At 73.3% G+C, this 14936-nt stretch carries 14 protein-coding genes; 6 read left to right on the top strand and 8 right to left on the bottom strand.

The features are described 5' to 3' along the window. Positions 1 to 19: 19 nt before the first annotated feature. The 3 genes from IE249_RS07870 to IE249_RS07860 all read right to left on the bottom strand — a co-directional run bounded on the left by IE249_RS07870 (position 20) and on the right by IE249_RS07860 (position 3965). Positions 20 to 1318, bottom strand: coding sequence for a phosphodiester glycosidase family protein (locus tag IE249_RS07870; protein WP_189704036.1), 1299 nt, complete (start codon positions 1316 to 1318; stop codon positions 20 to 22). 75 nt (positions 1319 to 1393) lie between these two features. Next, entirely contained in the window at positions 1394 to 1753 is a 360-nt protein-coding gene (locus IE249_RS07865; RefSeq protein ID WP_189704035.1) for a DUF779 domain-containing protein, read from the bottom strand. A 130-nt stretch (positions 1754 to 1883) separates the two neighbouring features. After that, positions 1884 to 3965, bottom strand: coding sequence for a SpoIIE family protein phosphatase (locus IE249_RS07860; RefSeq protein WP_189704034.1), 2082 nt, complete (start codon positions 3963 to 3965; stop codon positions 1884 to 1886). 421 nt (positions 3966 to 4386) lie between these two features. Between IE249_RS07860 and IE249_RS07855 the strand changes: the two genes are divergently transcribed. The 3 genes from IE249_RS07855 (at position 4387) to IE249_RS07845 (ending at position 8064) form a co-directional block, all read left to right on the top strand. Beyond that, positions 4387 to 7179, top strand: coding sequence for a winged helix-turn-helix domain-containing protein (locus IE249_RS07855; RefSeq protein ID WP_189704033.1), 2793 nt, complete (start codon positions 4387 to 4389; stop codon positions 7177 to 7179). A gap of 23 nt (positions 7180 to 7202) precedes the next feature. Next, entirely contained in the window at positions 7203 to 7721 is a 519-nt protein-coding gene (locus IE249_RS07850; RefSeq protein ID WP_189704032.1) for a hypothetical protein, read from the top strand. Between the two features lie 145 nt (positions 7722 to 7866). After that, positions 7867 to 8064, top strand: coding sequence for a DUF8691 family protein (locus IE249_RS07845; protein WP_189704187.1), 198 nt, complete (start codon positions 7867 to 7869; stop codon positions 8062 to 8064). An 18-nt stretch (positions 8065 to 8082) separates the two neighbouring features. Here the strand turns inward: IE249_RS07845 and IE249_RS07840 are convergent, their stop codons facing one another. Further along, entirely contained in the window at positions 8083 to 8646 is a 564-nt protein-coding gene (locus IE249_RS07840; protein WP_189704031.1) for a potassium channel family protein, read from the bottom strand. Positions 8647 to 8867: 221 nt separating this feature from the next. Between IE249_RS07840 and IE249_RS07835 the strand changes: the two genes are divergently transcribed. The 3 genes from IE249_RS07835 to IE249_RS07825 all read left to right on the top strand — a co-directional run bounded on the left by IE249_RS07835 (position 8868) and on the right by IE249_RS07825 (position 10606). After that, positions 8868 to 9530 carry an HdeD family acid-resistance protein gene (locus IE249_RS07835; protein ID WP_189704030.1) on the top strand — a complete coding sequence of 221 codons (663 nt, stop codon included), beginning with the start codon at positions 8868 to 8870 and terminating at the stop codon, positions 9528 to 9530. Positions 9531 to 9630: 100 nt separating this feature from the next. Beyond that, positions 9631 to 10128 (top strand): SHOCT domain-containing protein, encoded by a 498-nt coding sequence (locus IE249_RS07830; protein ID WP_189704029.1) that lies wholly within the window; start codon positions 9631 to 9633, stop codon positions 10126 to 10128. A gap of 31 nt (positions 10129 to 10159) precedes the next feature. Further along, positions 10160 to 10606: a DUF7144 family membrane protein gene (locus IE249_RS07825; RefSeq protein WP_189704028.1), complete on the top strand. Its 447-nt coding sequence runs from the start codon at positions 10160 to 10162 to the stop codon at positions 10604 to 10606. Positions 10607 to 10664: 58 nt separating this feature from the next. On the opposite strand, the gene IE249_RS07820 is transcribed toward IE249_RS07825, so the two are convergent. The 4 genes from IE249_RS07820 to IE249_RS36610 all read right to left on the bottom strand — a co-directional run. Further along, positions 10665 to 12032 (bottom strand): hypothetical protein, encoded by a 1368-nt coding sequence (locus IE249_RS07820; protein ID WP_229857802.1) that lies wholly within the window; start codon positions 12030 to 12032, stop codon positions 10665 to 10667. 92 nt (positions 12033 to 12124) lie between these two features. Next, the gene (locus tag IE249_RS07815; protein ID WP_189704027.1) at positions 12125 to 12916 is read right to left on the bottom strand and encodes a YhjD/YihY/BrkB family envelope integrity protein; all 792 of its coding nucleotides are present in this window, start codon (positions 12914 to 12916) and stop codon (positions 12125 to 12127) included. Further along, positions 12913 to 14547: an MFS transporter gene (locus IE249_RS07810; RefSeq protein WP_229857800.1), complete on the bottom strand. Its 1635-nt coding sequence runs from the start codon at positions 14545 to 14547 to the stop codon at positions 12913 to 12915. Before IE249_RS07810 ends, IE249_RS07815 begins: the two co-directional genes overlap by 4 nt. Positions 14548 to 14651: 104 nt before the next feature. Further along, on the bottom strand, positions 14652 to 14936 hold a 285-nt coding region (locus tag IE249_RS36610), incomplete at its 5' end, for an aldehyde dehydrogenase family protein (protein ID WP_229857799.1).

The raw sequence follows: 14936 nt of genomic DNA, 5'->3' as shown, positions 1-14936 counted from the left end.
GGGCCCCCGCGTACCGCGCTCACGATCCGGAGAAGACCCCGATCCCGTTGGCCACCGCGCGTTCGGCGCCCCCGCTGGGGTGGTTCAGCACGCTCACCTCCCCCTCACCGGGCTCCCGCGCCACCAGGGTGCTGGAGCCGCCGCCGTCCAGGTCGAAGCCCTCGGTGGCGCCCGCGTCCCGCAGCGCCGCCGCGAGTTCGGCGACCGTCAGGCCGCTGCGGTACGCGGAGCCGCCGTCCAGGACCAGGAGCAGCAGCCGGTGCCCGCCGCCCCCGATGCCCACCGCGCTGCGCACCGCCGACGCCGAGTCGTCCAGACCCGGCACCGGCATCCCGTGGCGCAGCACCGGGAAACCACCGACCGCGAACGTGTACGCCGCCCCGGAGGCCGCCACCAGCCGGTGCTCGACGCGCACGGTCTCGCCGCGCAGCAGCTTGCGCAACTCCCGCGCCCCCGCCTCGCGGCCGAGCAGCACCGTGGTGCCGGCCGCAATGGCGCCACTGCCGGGACTGCCGGACGTTGCGACGACCCGGCCGTCCCTGACCGTCACCTCGTAGGTGTCGGTGCTGCACGGCGCGCTCCGGCTCGTGTCCGTGCCGCAGGTGGCCCGCGCCCGGGAGGCGCCGCCCCAGTCGGAGGTGTAGGCGCCGATCGAACCGACCGGCAGCGCGTACTGGTTGAGCCCGTGCAGCTCGAGCGTCCCCTCGGACGTGGTGACCGAACCGGTCAGGCTCAGCCGGTCCAGGCGGGCCGTGCCGTCGGTGCCCACGCCGATCACGTCCTCGGTGGTCGCGCCGGACGGCAGGGCGGGACCGAAGCGCTGCCCGCGCGGCACGGCGGCCTTGAGCGTCCGGCCGCCCGCGATCTCCGGGCCCACCGCCGAGCCGGTCGCCTCGACGCCGGGGTGCTGGGCCTCGCTGATGTTGAAGAAGTCGCCGTTGACGCCCGCCACCGCGCCCCGCTCGTCGGCGAGTCGGGACACCGTGGCGCGCTCCGCCACCGCGCCCGGGTGCAACAGGTCCACCCGGACGTGGGCGTTGCTCAGGTCGACGGTGACCAGATGCGCGTGCGCCGTCCCGTGGGCGCCGTCCAGGTCGTAGTCGCGGTAGTCGACGCCCGGCGCGAGCTGCTCGGCGCCCGGCGTGGGCTGCTCGGCGCCCGGCGTGGGCTGCTCGGCGCCCGGCGTGGGCTGCTCGGCGCGCTGCGCCCCGGCCGCCGGGGCCGCCCCCGTCAGTGCGGTGCCGGCCAGCGCGCCGCAGGCCAGGAGAACCGTAAGCGCCGTTCTGAGCCGGACGGCGCGAGGTGCCGCAGTGCTCACCGTGCCCCCTGATGTCTCGTCAACTGTGCTGGGACTCAGGGGAAGTGGACCAGAGAGCGGCGTTCCGCGCGGTGTTCAGGCCCCGACGACGCGGGAACGGATGAGAAAACGCACTCCTTCGGGTGCCTCCAGGGAGAAGCCGCTGCCCCGGCCGGGCACCACGTCGACGATCAGCCGGGTGTGACTCCACACCTCGTACTGGCTGCGGGACATCCAGAACGGCACCGGGCGTTCCAGCCCCTCCACGTCCAGCTCCGCGAGCAGCACGTCCGAGCCGCCGGTGCGGAACTCGCCCTCGGGGTAGCACATCGGCGCGCTGCCGTCGCAGCAGCCGCCGGACTGGTGGAACATCAGCGGCCCGTGGACCGCGCCCAGCCGCCGCAGCAGTGCGGCCGCCGCCGCGGTGAGCCCGACCCGCGGGATCTCCTCGTACATCGTCGCCGCCCTTCGCCGCCGCGCCGCAAGAAGCGGGGGCAGCCAACCAGGGCGGAGGTTGCGAGCAGGTTGCGCCGCAGGTGGGGGCGGCCGCCCGGGGCCGGCCGGCGGCCCGTGAGGTGGCGGAGCGTCAGGAGGCTTCGGGCAGTGCCTGCTCCGTCCAGACCGTCTTGCCCTCGGGCGTGTACCGGGTGCCCCAGGTCTGGGCCAGCTGGGCGGCGATGAACAGGCCGCGGCCGCCCTCGTCGGCGACCCGGGCGTGCCGCAGATGCGGGGCGGCCGGCCCCGAGTCCCGCACCTCGCAGGTCAGGGTGCGGTCGAGGATGAGGCGGAGCTCGATGGGCGCCGAGCCGTAGCGGACGGCGTTGGTGACCAGTTCGCTGACGATGACCTGCGTGCTGTACACCGTCTCCTCGTCCACCCTCCACTCCCTGAGCTGGTCGCGGGTCCGCCTCCGGGCGGTGGCCACCGCGGCGGGGTCCGCGTCCAGCGCCCAGCAGGCGAGCCCCGCCGGTGAGAAGGAGCGGGTGCGGGCGATGATCACCGCTGCGTCGCCCGCGCCCGGGCCGTCCGGCAGGGCGTACACGATCGAGTCGCACAGGTCCTGCAGCGGGCGGTCGGCGAAGTCGGGCGCGTTGCGCAGCGGGCGGGAGTTCTCCGCGAGGTACGAGGTCAGCTCCGGGTCGCTGGTGAAGACCAGCACACTGCCGACCGGCACGCCGAACTCCACCGTCGCGAAGGGCGCGTCCTCCGCCGAGCCGAGCGACGGCCCGGCGGGGGTGTCGGGGACGGTGACGGTGCGGTCGGGGTGGACCACCACGGCGGCCAGGCGGCCGGCCGAGGCCATGACACAGGTGCCGGTCAGCGGGTCGTGGACGGCGTAGGCGCAGTCGACGGTGAGCGCCTCCCGGCGCAGCGGATCGCCCAGGGGCAGGTTCGCCCGCTCGAAGGCCAGCTGCGCGGCCGTGTCGTGCAGCCGCGCGAGCAGTTCGTCCGGCGCGAGGTCGAAGGCCGACAGGGACCGTACGACCGTGCGCAGCTGGCCCATCGTGGCCGCCGCGTTGAGGCCACGCCCGGCGACGTTGCCGACCACCAGCGCGGTCCGGGCGCTGGACAGCGCAACCGTGTCGTACCAGGCGCCCGGATCGTCACCGGTCACCGACAGGTACGCCGTCTCCAGCGAGGCGTGGGTCTCGGGCCGGCGGGGCAGCAACTGGCGCTGGACCGTGGCGGCGACGGTGTGCTCGCGGATGTAGCGCCGGGCGTTGTCGATGCACAGGGCCGCGTGGGCGGCCAGCTCCACCGCGAGCTGCCGGTCGCCCAGGTCGAACGGCGGTGAGTCCTCGGTGCGGTACATGCTGATCAGACCCAGTGCCGAGTCGCGCAGCGCCAGCGGCACCACGAGCAGCGTGTGGGCGCGTGCGGAGTGCATCGCACCCGCGCGCGCGGGGTCGGTGTGCATCCAGTCCTGCCCCGGCCCGAGCGGGACGACGCGGGGCCGCAGGTCGGTGAGGGCCTGGGTGAAGGGCGTGGGGGCCGGCACATGGCGCACGTCCCCCACCGGATGCGCCTGCTGCGGGTGCGCCAGACCACTGCGGAAGGCGGTGCGCATCAGCGGGGTCCCCGGCGGCAGCGGGGCGAGCGGCGGTTCGTCGCCCCGGATCACCGCGTCCACCACCTCCACGACCGCGATGTCGGCGAACTGGGGGACCACCGCGCCGACGAACTCCTCGCCGGTCACCGCCGGGTCCAGGGCCCGCCCCACGTGCCGCCGCACGGCGTCGAGCACCTCGGCGCGGGCGCGGGCCAGCTGGCGCTCGGTGACGTCGATCGCGGTCACCGCCAGGCCCAGCACCTCGTGGCGGGGGCTCTCCAGCCGCAGGGCGGTGATCTCGAAGTGGCGGTCCTGCGGCGGGTCGCTCCTGAGGCGCACCTGGACGACCCGCTCCCACAGGGGCCGTCCGGTCCGCAGCACCTCCCGCAGCAGCGCCTCCACCTCGAGGTCCGCGACTACGGGGTACACATCGCGCATCGGACGCCCGATCATCTCGTCCGCGCGCACGCCGTGCATCACGGGCGTGGCGGTGTTCAGCCGCACCACCCGCAGATCGGTGTCCAGCAGATGCAGTCCGACCGGTGAGCTGGTGAACAGCGCCTCCAGCATGGACGCCGACGTCTCGTCCACCTGCCGGCCGGGATCGCCGTGCGCCACATCGACCTCCTCGCAGCCCCGCCGTCGCGCCGCTGCGGCGCACGGCTGCCCGCGCCCGGGTGCGGCGCGCGCAGCCGAGGGCGCTCCTCCAGCGTGCGCCGCCCCCGGGCCCACCGCACGCGCAGGGCCCGCGGCGCACGGGTCCCGACGGGGCGGCCGGATACCCCCGTCGGGTTCCCTCCGGGCCCTCTCGTGGACCGGCGGTCCCTTCCGCAACGCGCGTGCTCGCTCGAAGACTGAGATCCTGGCGAGGGGAGCGCTGCCCATGACGTGACGGACAGTGGTGGTGAGCGCAGTGTCCGAACCAAGTGCGGTGTCCGAACCGGACTCAGGGTCCGAAACGAGCCCAGGGTCCGAACCGAGCCCAGGTTCCGAGCCCGGCGGAGGGCCCGGGCCGAGCCGGGTGCCCGATCCAGGTGCGGTGTCCGGAGCCGGTGGCGGCGGGCCGGGGCCGGCGGCCCGGGACGTGGACCCGCTCGGCGACCCCTTTCTGCGGACCCGCCTCGCGGTACCGGCGCGGCCGACCACCTTCCTGCGCCGGGACCGCCTCGCAGGCCACCTCGACCAGGCGCTCGGCACCCCGCTGACGATGGTCAACGGCGGCGCCGGCGCCGGCAAGACCGTGCTCGTCGCGGACTGGGCGGACCGGCTGGAGCGGCCGGTGGCCTGGCTCACCGTGGACGCCTCGGACCAGGCGCCCGGCGTCTTCTGGGCGTATCTGCTCCAGGCCCTGCGCGCCTGCGGAGTGCGGGAGGCGGAGCAGGCGGGCCACCCGGCCGACCCGATGTCGGTGGACCACACCCTGCTGGCCCGGCTCGCCGCCGCGCTGAACGCACGGGACGAACCCGTGATCGTGGTCGTGGACGAGTACGACCGTGTGAGCGCACCGGAGATCACCGAGCAGCTCGGATTCGTCCTCCAGCACGCCGGACCCGGCATGCACCTGATCCTGGTCACCCGCACCGAGCCCCTGCTGCCCCTGCACCGCTACCGCGCCGAGGGCACGCTCACCGAGATCCGCGAGGCGGAACTGGCCTTCACCCCCGAGGAGGCCGCGACCCTGCTCGAACTGCACGGCCTGCGGCTGGCCGAGGACGCGGCCCGCGCCCTGGTGGAGCGCACCCGGGGCTGGGCGGCCGGTCTCAGACTCTGCGCCCTGGCCGCGCAGCAGAGCAGCGACCCGGAGAGCTACCTCAAGGAGTTCGAGGCCGGCCAGAGCACGATCGCCGACTTCCTGCTCGCCGAGGTGCTCAAGCGCCAGCCGGCCAAGACCCAGGACCTGCTGCTGCGCGTCAGCGTCCTCGACCGGTTCTGCCCGGACCTCGCCAACGCCCTCGCGGGACGTCAGGACGCCGGGCCGATCCTGGCCGGGCTGCACCGGGCGAACGCGTTCGTCGAACACCTCGGCCACTCCTGGTACCGCCTGCACCCGCTGTTCGCGGAGATCCTCGCGGCCCATCTGCGGGTGCGCTTCCCCGGCCTGGAGGCGGAACTCCACCGCAGGGCCGCCGCGTGGCTGCTCACCTGCGGACCGCTGCCCGAGACCCTGGCCCACGGCGCCGCCGCGGGCGACTGGGAGTTCACCGCCCGCGCCCTCGTCGACGACCTCGCCATCGGGCAGTTCTTCACCGGCCCGAGCGCCGAGGTCCGCACGCAACCGCGCTCCGCCGACCTGGGCGAGCTGTTCTCCCGCATGGCGCCCGACGCCACCGGTCCCGAGGCCCGCCTCGTCCGCGCCGCGCGGGCACTGTCCGACCACGACGTGGACCGCGCACGGGCTCAACTACGTCACGTGCGAAAGGCGTTGGACGCCGACCGGCCGCGCAGGGCGGCAGCCAGGCTCAGCTGCGCCCTGCTGGAGGTCCTCGCCGCCGGGCTGACCGGCGCGCCCGGCCGTGCCGAGCACGCGGCCCAGACGGTGTGGGAGCTCCAACGGGAGGTCCCGCCCGAACTCCTGGACCGGCACCCCGAACTCGCCGCCCTGCTCCAGGCCCACCTGGGCTCGGCCCGGCTGTGGGCGGGCCGCTTCGAGGACGCCCGGGCCGCCCTGCGCACGGCCGCGGCCGGCTCCGGCGGCGCCTCTACGGCACTGCCCCGCGAGGAGTCCCTGAGCCGGCTGGCGCTCATGGACTACCTCGACGGCTGGCCCGGCCCGGCCGAACGCAAGGCCCTGGCGGCCCTCACCGACGCGGAACGGTTCAGCCTGTCCGAGCCGGCCGGTCCGGGCCTCGGGCACCTGGTCCTCGCGGCGGTCGCCGTCGACCGCGACGAACTGGACGCGGCCCAGGCCCTGCTGGACCGGGCCACCGCCGCGCAGCCCGAGCCGCCCGACCCGGTCACCGCGGCCGGGCTCGTCATCGCCCGCGCCCGCCTCCAGCTGGCCCGCGGCCAGATCCGGGCGGCCCTGCGGACCGCCGAGTCGGCCGTTCCCGCCGCCGTCGCCTCGCCGTGGGCGGAGGACCACACGGCGCTCGTCGTCTCCGCCGCCCACCTGGCCGAGGGCGCCCCCGAGACGGCCGCGAAAGTGCTGCGGGACGCGGCCGAACGGCGCGGCGCGTGCGCGGTGGGGGCCGCCAGGGCCCAGCTCGCCGCGGGGAACGCCGAAGCGGCGCTCGACCTGCTCGCGAACCCGCCCGCCACGGATGCCGGCGGCCCCGCGGTGACCGTCAGGGCCGCCCTGGTACGCGCCCAGGCCGCCGACCAGGCCGGCGACGGCGCCACCGCCCGCCGGCTGGCAGCCCAGGCGCTCGCCGACGCCCGCCGCGAGCGGCTGCGGCGCCCCGTCCTGGAGGCCGGCCCCTGGCTGCGCCGGCTGCTCGGCGCGGACCCGCTCGCCGGAGCGTACGGAGCGTACGGAGCGTACGGAGCGTACGGGCGCCGGAGCGCCGCGCCGCGCGCACCGGGCGCCACGCACCAGCCCGCGACGACACGCCCGCTCGCCACGACGCGCCTGCCCCTCGGCACCCGGCAGCCCGCCGCCACACGGCCGCCCGTCGCGGAGCAGCCGGCCCCCCTGGTCGTCGAGGAGCTGAGCGGCCGCGAGCAGGACGTACTCCAGCGGCTCGCACAGATGATGTCCACCGAGGAGATCGCCGCCGACCTCTTCGTGTCGGTGAACACGGTCAAGACCCACCTCAAGAGCGTCTACCGCAAACTCGGCGTCAACCGCCGGAACGAGGCGGTCCGCCGCGCCCGTGACCTGGGACTCCTGTGAAACCGGCCACCCGGGAGAACGCCGTGTTCAAGACCGCAGACGCACAGGCGCGGGCACGCACCGCCGAACGGCGCGCCCACACCGACTACACGGGCGGCGTGTACGGATCGATGCTCTCAGCGTCCGTGGTCGTCGGTGCCGGGGCGGCCGGCTCCTTCCCGCGTGTGCAGATGGTGCTGCTGCTCCTGCTCACCGGGATCGTCTTCTGGCTCGGGCACGTGCACGCCCAGCTGTTCGGGGCCCGGCTGGCCCAGCGGCGCCTGGACCGCCAGGTCGTGTGGCACGTGTGCCGCGACGAGTGGCCGATCGTCAAGGCGGCCGTACCGCCCGCCGTCGCCGTCGCGGTCAGCCCGCTGCTGGGTCTGGACCCGCAAGGCGCGGCATGGCTCGCGCTCGCCGTGGCGGTGGCCGGACAGGTGGGCTGGTCGGCGGCCGCGGCCCGGCGCGCCGGCGCGTCCTGGCTGCTGATGGCGGCCACGGCCGGCGTCAACCTGGTCATCGGGTTGATGATCCTGGTCCTCAAGATCGTCCTGACGCACTGACGCACTGACGCACTGACGCACTGACGCACTGACGCACTGGCCGCGGGTATCACCTGCGCCGGGTGAGGCCGCGGAGCCCGTCGGGGCGGAGGCTCACACAGGGGGCGTGGCACGCCCGTCCCCGGCCACTGCGGGAGAGCAGCTGATGCGCTACGAGATCCGCGTCGACGGGCACATGTCGGAGACGCTGGCCAAGGCCTTCCCCGAACTGGACCACGTGGTGATGTCCGGCCAGACGGTCCTGTTCGGTCCCGTGGTGGACGACGCGCACCTGTACGGGCTGCTGGCCCGCTGCCAGTCACTGGGACTGCGGGTGCTGGAGATGCGCCGCGTCCCGGAGTGATCTCCGGTTTCCCCCGCTCTACCGCTCCGGAGGCCTGTCGCGGCGCTGCTGCCTCAGCCCGGTCTGGATGGCGGTGGTCAGCACACGCGCCGCCACGCCCACGAGCAGCAGCCCGCCCGCCATCTGCAGCATGGCCAGCACCCGCCCCGCCTGGGACCGCGCGGTGATGTCGCCGTACCCGACCGTGGTGAACGTGGCCAGCGTGAAGTACAACGCGTCCGTCCTGGTCAGACGCTCGGTGAAGGACGTGGGGTCGGCGCGGTCGAGGAGGTAGTAGGCGCTGGCGAACAACAGCAGGAACACCGGCAGCGTGCTCGCCAGTGCCTCGACCGCCTTCAGACGGGGATACGGCGACTGCGTGACCACCACCACCTCCCAGGCGAACACCACCGCGACGGCGAGCAGCCCGCCCACGAGCACCGCCGAGGCGCCGAGCGTGCTGTGCGAGTCCATGGGGAGCAGGTAGTAGGCGATGATCAGTCCGACCGTGAGGAGCAGGGAGCGAACCAGCACCATGGCGGCGGCCCAGCGGTTCGGGCGCCGAGCGCCGCCCCCGCGCGGGGGAGCTTCCGGATCGCTCATCTCGTGTCCCTTCCGTTCCGTTTCGTTCCCGTCCGCCGGGACGTCACGGTAACGGGGCGCGGCTCCGGCACCCGGGCATCGTGGCGGTGGCGGGGACGGATCACCCGTCATGGGTGACCCGGCGGCCACCGTGGCGCGAGAGTCTGGCCGTCGGGTCCTCGCACGCCGTCCCGTCGGCGGTCCGGCGATGACCTGGCAACCGATCCCCGCGAGGAGGAGCCATGACCGTATCGCGTGGTTCGGCGGCGCGTACCGGACCGGAGCACCACACCGACGGGACGGCACCCGGGTCCGCCGGGAACCCCGTGGACACCCTGTCCGCACTCGGCAGTTCCTGGACCTGGATCCTCGCCTCGGCGCTGGCGACGCTGATACCCGGCATCATCGTGCTGGTCTGGCCGGACGAGAGCCTGCACGTCCTGGCGGTCATCATCGGGCTGTACCTGCTGGTGGCGGGCGGTTTCCGGTTCGTCGCCGCGTTCTCCCGGGAAGGGCACGGCGAGCGGCTCGCGCGGTTGCTCGTCGCGGTGCTGTTCGTCCTCGCCGGGGTGCTGTGCCTGAGGCACCCGATGCAGACCATCGCCGCGCTGTCCCTGATCGTCGGGGCCGTCTGGCTGCTGTCCGGCATGCTCACCGCCTACACGGCCCTGGCCGCCGAGGACCTCCCCCACCGCGGCTTCGTCCTCGGCATGGCCGCGCTCGCCGTGGTCGCGGGCATCGTGGTGCTCGCCCTGCCCACCCAGTCGGCGGTCGTCCTCACCCGGTTGCTCGGACTGTGGCTGGTGCTGCTCGGAGTGGTCGAGCTCGGGGTCGCCTTCGCCTGGCGGTCGGCGCTGCGCAGGGCACGCGAGGCGCAGCTGTCCGGGCCGACCACCACGGTCTGAGCGGTACGTACGGCTGTCTCACCCGCCTCGGGTGAGGCGTGCGCCCCTTGCCGTGCGCACGCTGAGAAACGGCAGAGACCGGAACGGACGGAGGAGAGAAATGAGCACGCAGATGAACCTCGCCTACGACTACCCACTGCTGAGCGCCTTCTGGACGATGCTGTGGTTCTTCCTGTGGATCATGTGGTTCGTCCTGCTCTTCCGGGTCGTCGTCGACATCTTCCGCGACGACGACATGGGCGGCTGGGCCAAGGCGGGCTGGCTGGTGTTCTGCATCGTGCTGCCCTTCCTCGGCGTCTTCGTCTACGTCATCGCGCGCGGCAAGACCATGGGCCAGCGGGAGGTCGCCCAGGCGCAGAAGCAGCAGGAGGCGTTCAACTCCTACATCAGGGAGACCGCGGGCGGCGGAAAGTCGCACGTGGACGAGCTCGCCCGGCTGTCCGAGCTGCGTACGCGGGGCGACATCTCCGACGAGGAGTTCGCCCGGGCCAAGCAGATGATCCTCTCCGACGGCACGCCCGCGGGCCGCGCGACCTCCGTCACCTCCACCCCCGAGACCCCCGACACCTCCGTCACCTCCACTCCCGGCCGTCGCTGAGCACGCCGGGCGAGACGAATCGAGGCAGAAGATGGCATCGACCCACACCGCACGCCCGGACACGGCGAAGCAGGCCTGGGCCACTGGTCTGACGGCCTTCGCGGCCGTCATGCTGATGATCGCCGGAGTGCTCGACATCTTCCGGGGCATCATGGGCATCGCCCAGGACGACGTCTTCGTCAGCACCCGCAACTACGTCTTCCAGTTCGACCTCACCGGCTGGGGCTGGATCCACCTGATCCTCGGGGTACTCGCGGTGATCGTCAGCCTGGGACTGTTCCAGGGGGCGATGTGGGCCCGGGTGGCCGGGGTGACGATCGCAGGTCTGATCATCCTCGCCAACTTCCTGTCCCTGCCGTACTACCCGGTGTGGTCGGTCGTGATGATCGCGTTCTCGGGCTTCATCATCTGGGCCCTGTGCGTGATGCGGCCGGACGAGATGCCCACCGGTTCCCGGGGTGCGCCGCGCGGGCCCTGACCGCCGCCGGCGGCGGTGAGCCCGGTCCGCGGTGACACCTGTCGCCGCGGACCGGGCTTCAGCGGGTGACGGTGCCGCCAGGGGGACCGGTACCGCCAGGGGGACCGGTGGCGGGTGGCGGTGCGGAGGGTTCGCCGGGGTCGAGGAACTCCCGGATCGCGAACCCCGCCAGGGTGATGACCGCCGTCCACACCACGACCGCCGTGGTCGGATAGCTCCAGGTGAACAGCACGATCGCCGCGATGATCAGGATGGCCGCCCCGATCCAGTGCTTGAAGCGGTGGACGAATCGTCCGACCGCGCCGAGGCGGAGCCCTGCCGAGGTCGACACGTCACGCAGCGCGCCGATGCTCCGGCGGCAGCCCGTGCGGGTGAGCACGCCGATCCGGGACGGACCGGCGAGGAAGGCGCCGATGGCGGTGAACAGGGCGACCGCGGCAAGCGCCCGGGCACCGGCCCGCAGGAACCTGACCAGCGCGTCGTACACGGATCCCGCCGCGGCCTGGGACGCCCCCGGAGGCAGATGGTTGAGGTAGACGTCCCGGGCGACGGTGAGGCCGATCCCGAGGATCAGCATGGCCACGAACACGGCCAGCGCGACCCCGATCAGGGCGTGCCTGCGGTTGAACGCCACGTACACCCCGGCGGCCGCGACCAGCAACGCGATGAAGGGCAGCCAGCCGCCGAGGATCTGCAGGACCCGCACCAGGGTCCTGATCTTGCCGATGTCCTTGGAGGCGAACACCACGAACTGGGTGTGCACGGCCGGGATCCTGGCGGCGGGTGCGAAGCCCGCGTCGACCAGCCGGGTCTTCACGTCGGCGACGATCGGCCCGAGGTCGATGACGACCTGGTTGTTCACCAGCTTGACCGTGCTGTCGGCCTGGCCCGTCAGGGCCTTGACCATCGCCGTGTGCGCCCTGCGGTTGGCCTCCACCCAGACCGTCTGGAAGGCGCTGCTGGACACCGTGCGTTCGACGACGTTGCCCACGAGCTGCTTGAGCCCGTTCTCGATCGGACCGCTCAGATTGCCCAGCAACTGTGCCGCCCGCGGCGGGACACCCTGCTGCGAGGCCGCGTCCTTCAGCTGCTTGACCAGCGCGTTCACGTCGATCTGCGCCAGCACCGCGTCGGTGACCCGGTTGGTGACCGCCTTCTGCACATCGGGATCGCTCGCCAGCGGACCCACGGTGGCCACATACCGGTCCGTGTCCTGCACGATGCTGTTGGCCCACACCGCGACCACGGACAGCAGCGACAGCGCCGCGGCCAGAAGGATCAGCACGACCGAGCCGAGCGAACGGAACGGGTGATGCCTGGGCTTCCCGGCCGGCTGGGCGCTCTCCAGGACGTTCACCCGCTGCCGCAGTTGCTCCAGCTCGCTGCGCGCCGCGGACGGAAGCTGCTCGTCACCGCTGTCGCTCATGCCGACCAGCAGATCCGTAGCGCGCGCGGCCCGCGATCCGGGCCGGGCCGGGCGGGTGAACGGCGCGCCCGGACGGGCGGTCCGTGGGCCGCTCAGCGCACGGCGCGGCCCACGACCGCCCCCAGATGGATCACCACGCCGACCGCCACCAGCCACGACAGGATGACCATGACCACGCCGATGGGTCCGTACTTCTGCTCGTTCGCCACGATCGTCGCGGAGAAGTAGTGGGCGGAGAAGACCGCGAGTCCGGTCCAGCACACACTGGTGGCCAGGGCGGCAGGGAAGAGGGCGCGCCATCGCACCGCGCCGGTGAGCAGCACGTACATGCTCGCCCACCAGAAGAGAACCGCCCACACGAAGCCGACCAGAACGGGCAGGAGCAGGCCGCCGAGCGCCCTGCCGAACGCGGCCTGCGAGGCGGCGTAGACGAGCAGCCCGGCGAGCCAGACCAGCCGCGCCCCGGTGTTGCGCCACCAGCCCCCGGGCACGTCGAAGAGCATCTGGTACCAGCTCTGGAGGGTCCCGGCGACGGCGACGGCTCCGAGCACGAGCAGCACGGCGCTCGTCACCGTGAGGGTGTACGAGCTCGTCGTGGGCGCGAAGAGGGACGCCACGGCCTCGGCCGCCTGCTGGTTCAGCCCCAGCCAGCCGGCGAGGGCGACGGCCGCGCTGCGCCCCGCCGCGGCCGTGACGATGATCAGGAACGGGAAGAAGCACAGGAGCGCGAGCGCGGCCTGCTGGAAGGAGTGCCCGAAGAAGTCGACCGCCCAGATCCGGCCCCAGAGCCGGCCCGCTCCGCTGTCCTGGAAACGGCGGGCCGACGTCCGCCATCGCAGGATGGCACGCTCCTGCGGGCGCGGCGCCTTCCTGCCGTCACTCATGGAGGGCCGTCCCGGGCCGCTTTTCCGGCGGGCGCATTCCCCATGGGTGCCTTCCGGGCGGGCGCTTTCCCGGTCGGCAGGCCGCCCGTGGCCAGGAGGCTCACCAGGGTGATGCCCCCGGTCGCCAGTACGGCCGCCTTGAGGCCGTCCAGCTGGGCCGTGGCGTAGGAATCGGTGACGGCGTCCACCTCGGACGGTGGCAGCCCGGCCTGCTCGGCCGCCGAGCGCACCTGGCCGGTGCTGACGAAGCTCACCCCGGACTCCAGAGCGATGCTCGTCTGCCGGCGGGCCTCGTCCGACAGGAGGGGGTTGTCCGCGACGTACGTCGTGAAGGCGTGCGCCAGGGCGCCGATCAGGAGGGACCCGATGAGGGCCGTACCCAGCGCCGAGCCCAGGTTCTGGGCCGTGAACTGAAGCCCGCCGACCTCGCTGCGCTCCTCCTCGCCGACGCTGGACTGCACGACGTTGCCGAGCTGCGAGGCGAGCAGTCCCATGCCGAGGCCGAGAAGCGCCATGGCCCCGAAGAACTGGGCGTCGTCGATGACGGGGTCGATGGTGGCCAGCAGCCACGCGATCGCCGCGAGCAGCGTCAGCAGTGCCGCGCGCACCACCCTGCGGGCCCCGGCCTTCCGTCCGAGCCGGGCGGCGCCGAGCGAGGCCACGAGCATGGTGACGGAGACCGGCACCAGCCGCAGGCCCGTCTGGAAGGCGTCGAAACCCTGCACCACCTGCAGATAGAGCGGGATGGTGAAGAACAGTCCCAGCAGGATGAGGTTCTGGCTCAGCAGAGTGGACAGCCCCGAACGCAGCGCCGGCCTGCCGAACAGGGACAGGTGCACCAGGGGGTCGTCACCCTGGGCCTCCCGGTGTCTCTCCCAGGTGCGGAAGAGGCGGAGCACGACCACCCCGGCCGCGACCACGAACAGCGTCGGGGCGAAGCCCAGAACCGTGAACGGGGGGTTGCGCGGCTCCACCCACCCCCACGAACTGCTCTGCAGCACGCCGAGTACGCCGAGGCCGAGCCCGACCGCCGACAGGGCGGCGCCCACCACGTCCAGGCCGGGGCGCCGCCCGCCCGGGGCGCTCTCCACGACCGCGCGCCGGAAGCACAGCACGGCCAGCACGACCACGACCTCGCCGGCGAACACCAGACGCCAGGTGAGATACGTCGTCACCCATCCGCCCAGCAGCGGCCCCACGGCGATGCCGGCGCCGGCCAGGCCCCCGATGACGCCGTAGGCGACGGAGCGGTCCCTGTCGCGGTAGGACTCGGCGACGAGGGCGGCCATGGAGGGCAGCACCATGGCGGCGCCGAGCCCTTCGATGATGGACCAGCCCAGCGTGAGAACCCACAGGGTGGGCGCGACGGCGGTCAGGGCGGACCCGGTGCCGTAGACCGCCATCCCGAGCAGGAACACGCGACGCCGCCCCAGAACGTCCCCGATCCGGCCACCGATGATCATGAAGGCCGCCATGACCAGGGCGTACAGGGTGATCACGGCCTGGATGGCGGTGACGTCGGTGTCGAAGTCCTCCACCAGCCGGCTGATGGAGACGTTCATGACGGAGGTGTCCAGCACCATCAGGAACTGCGCCGTCCCGAGGACGATCAGAGCTCGCCAATGTCTCACACCGCCATGGCACCCCACATCGCCCGCCGGCACCTCACCTGCTACGGGCGAGTCGGGTGCGGTGCCGCGGGCGAGCCGGGTCCATCACGTGCGTCTCGGTGTCCTCAGAAGAAGCCGAGCTTCTTAGGCGAGTACGAGACCAGGAGGTTCTTGGTCTGCTGGTAGTGGTCCAGCATCATCTTGTGGGTCTCGCGGCCGATGCCGGACTGCTTGTACCCGCCGAAGGCGCTGTGCGCGGGGTACGCGTGGTAGCAGTTCGTCCAGACGCGGCCCGCCTGGATCGCGCGGCCGGCGCGGTAGGCGGTGTTCATGTCCCGGGTCCACACGCCCGCGCCCAGGCCGTACAGCGTGTCGTTGGCGATCTTCACCGCGTCGTCGAAGTCGTCGAA

The sequence above is a fragment of the Streptomyces anandii JCM 4720 genome, assembly GCF_014650655.1.
Classification (GTDB): Bacteria; Actinomycetota; Actinomycetes; order Streptomycetales; family Streptomycetaceae; genus Streptomyces; species Streptomyces anandii.
Note: the sequence above shows the minus strand (reverse complement) of the source record. Positions and strands in the feature narration are given on the sequence as shown.

Excerpts from the sequence above, each read along its gene's own strand:
- IE249_RS07865 (WP_189704035.1), bottom strand. The coding sequence starts at position 1,753 with ATGTACGAGGAGATCCCGCGGGTCGGGCTCACCGCGGCGGCGGCCGCA.
- IE249_RS07845 (WP_189704187.1), top strand. The coding sequence starts at position 7,867 with ATGCGCTACGAGATCCGCGTCGACGGGCACATGTCGGAGACGCTGGCC.
- IE249_RS07840 (WP_189704031.1), bottom strand. The coding sequence starts at position 8,646 with ATGAGCGATCCGGAAGCTCCCCCGCGCGGGGGCGGCGCTCGGCGCCCG.
- IE249_RS07835 (WP_189704030.1), top strand. The coding sequence starts at position 8,868 with ATGACCGTATCGCGTGGTTCGGCGGCGCGTACCGGACCGGAGCACCAC.
- IE249_RS07830 (WP_189704029.1), top strand. The coding sequence starts at position 9,631 with ATGAGCACGCAGATGAACCTCGCCTACGACTACCCACTGCTGAGCGCC.
- IE249_RS07825 (WP_189704028.1), top strand. The coding sequence starts at position 10,160 with ATGGCATCGACCCACACCGCACGCCCGGACACGGCGAAGCAGGCCTGG.
- IE249_RS07820 (WP_229857802.1), bottom strand. The coding sequence starts at position 12,032 with ATGAGCGACAGCGGTGACGAGCAGCTTCCGTCCGCGGCGCGCAGCGAG.
- IE249_RS07815 (WP_189704027.1), bottom strand. The coding sequence starts at position 12,916 with ATGAGTGACGGCAGGAAGGCGCCGCGCCCGCAGGAGCGTGCCATCCTG.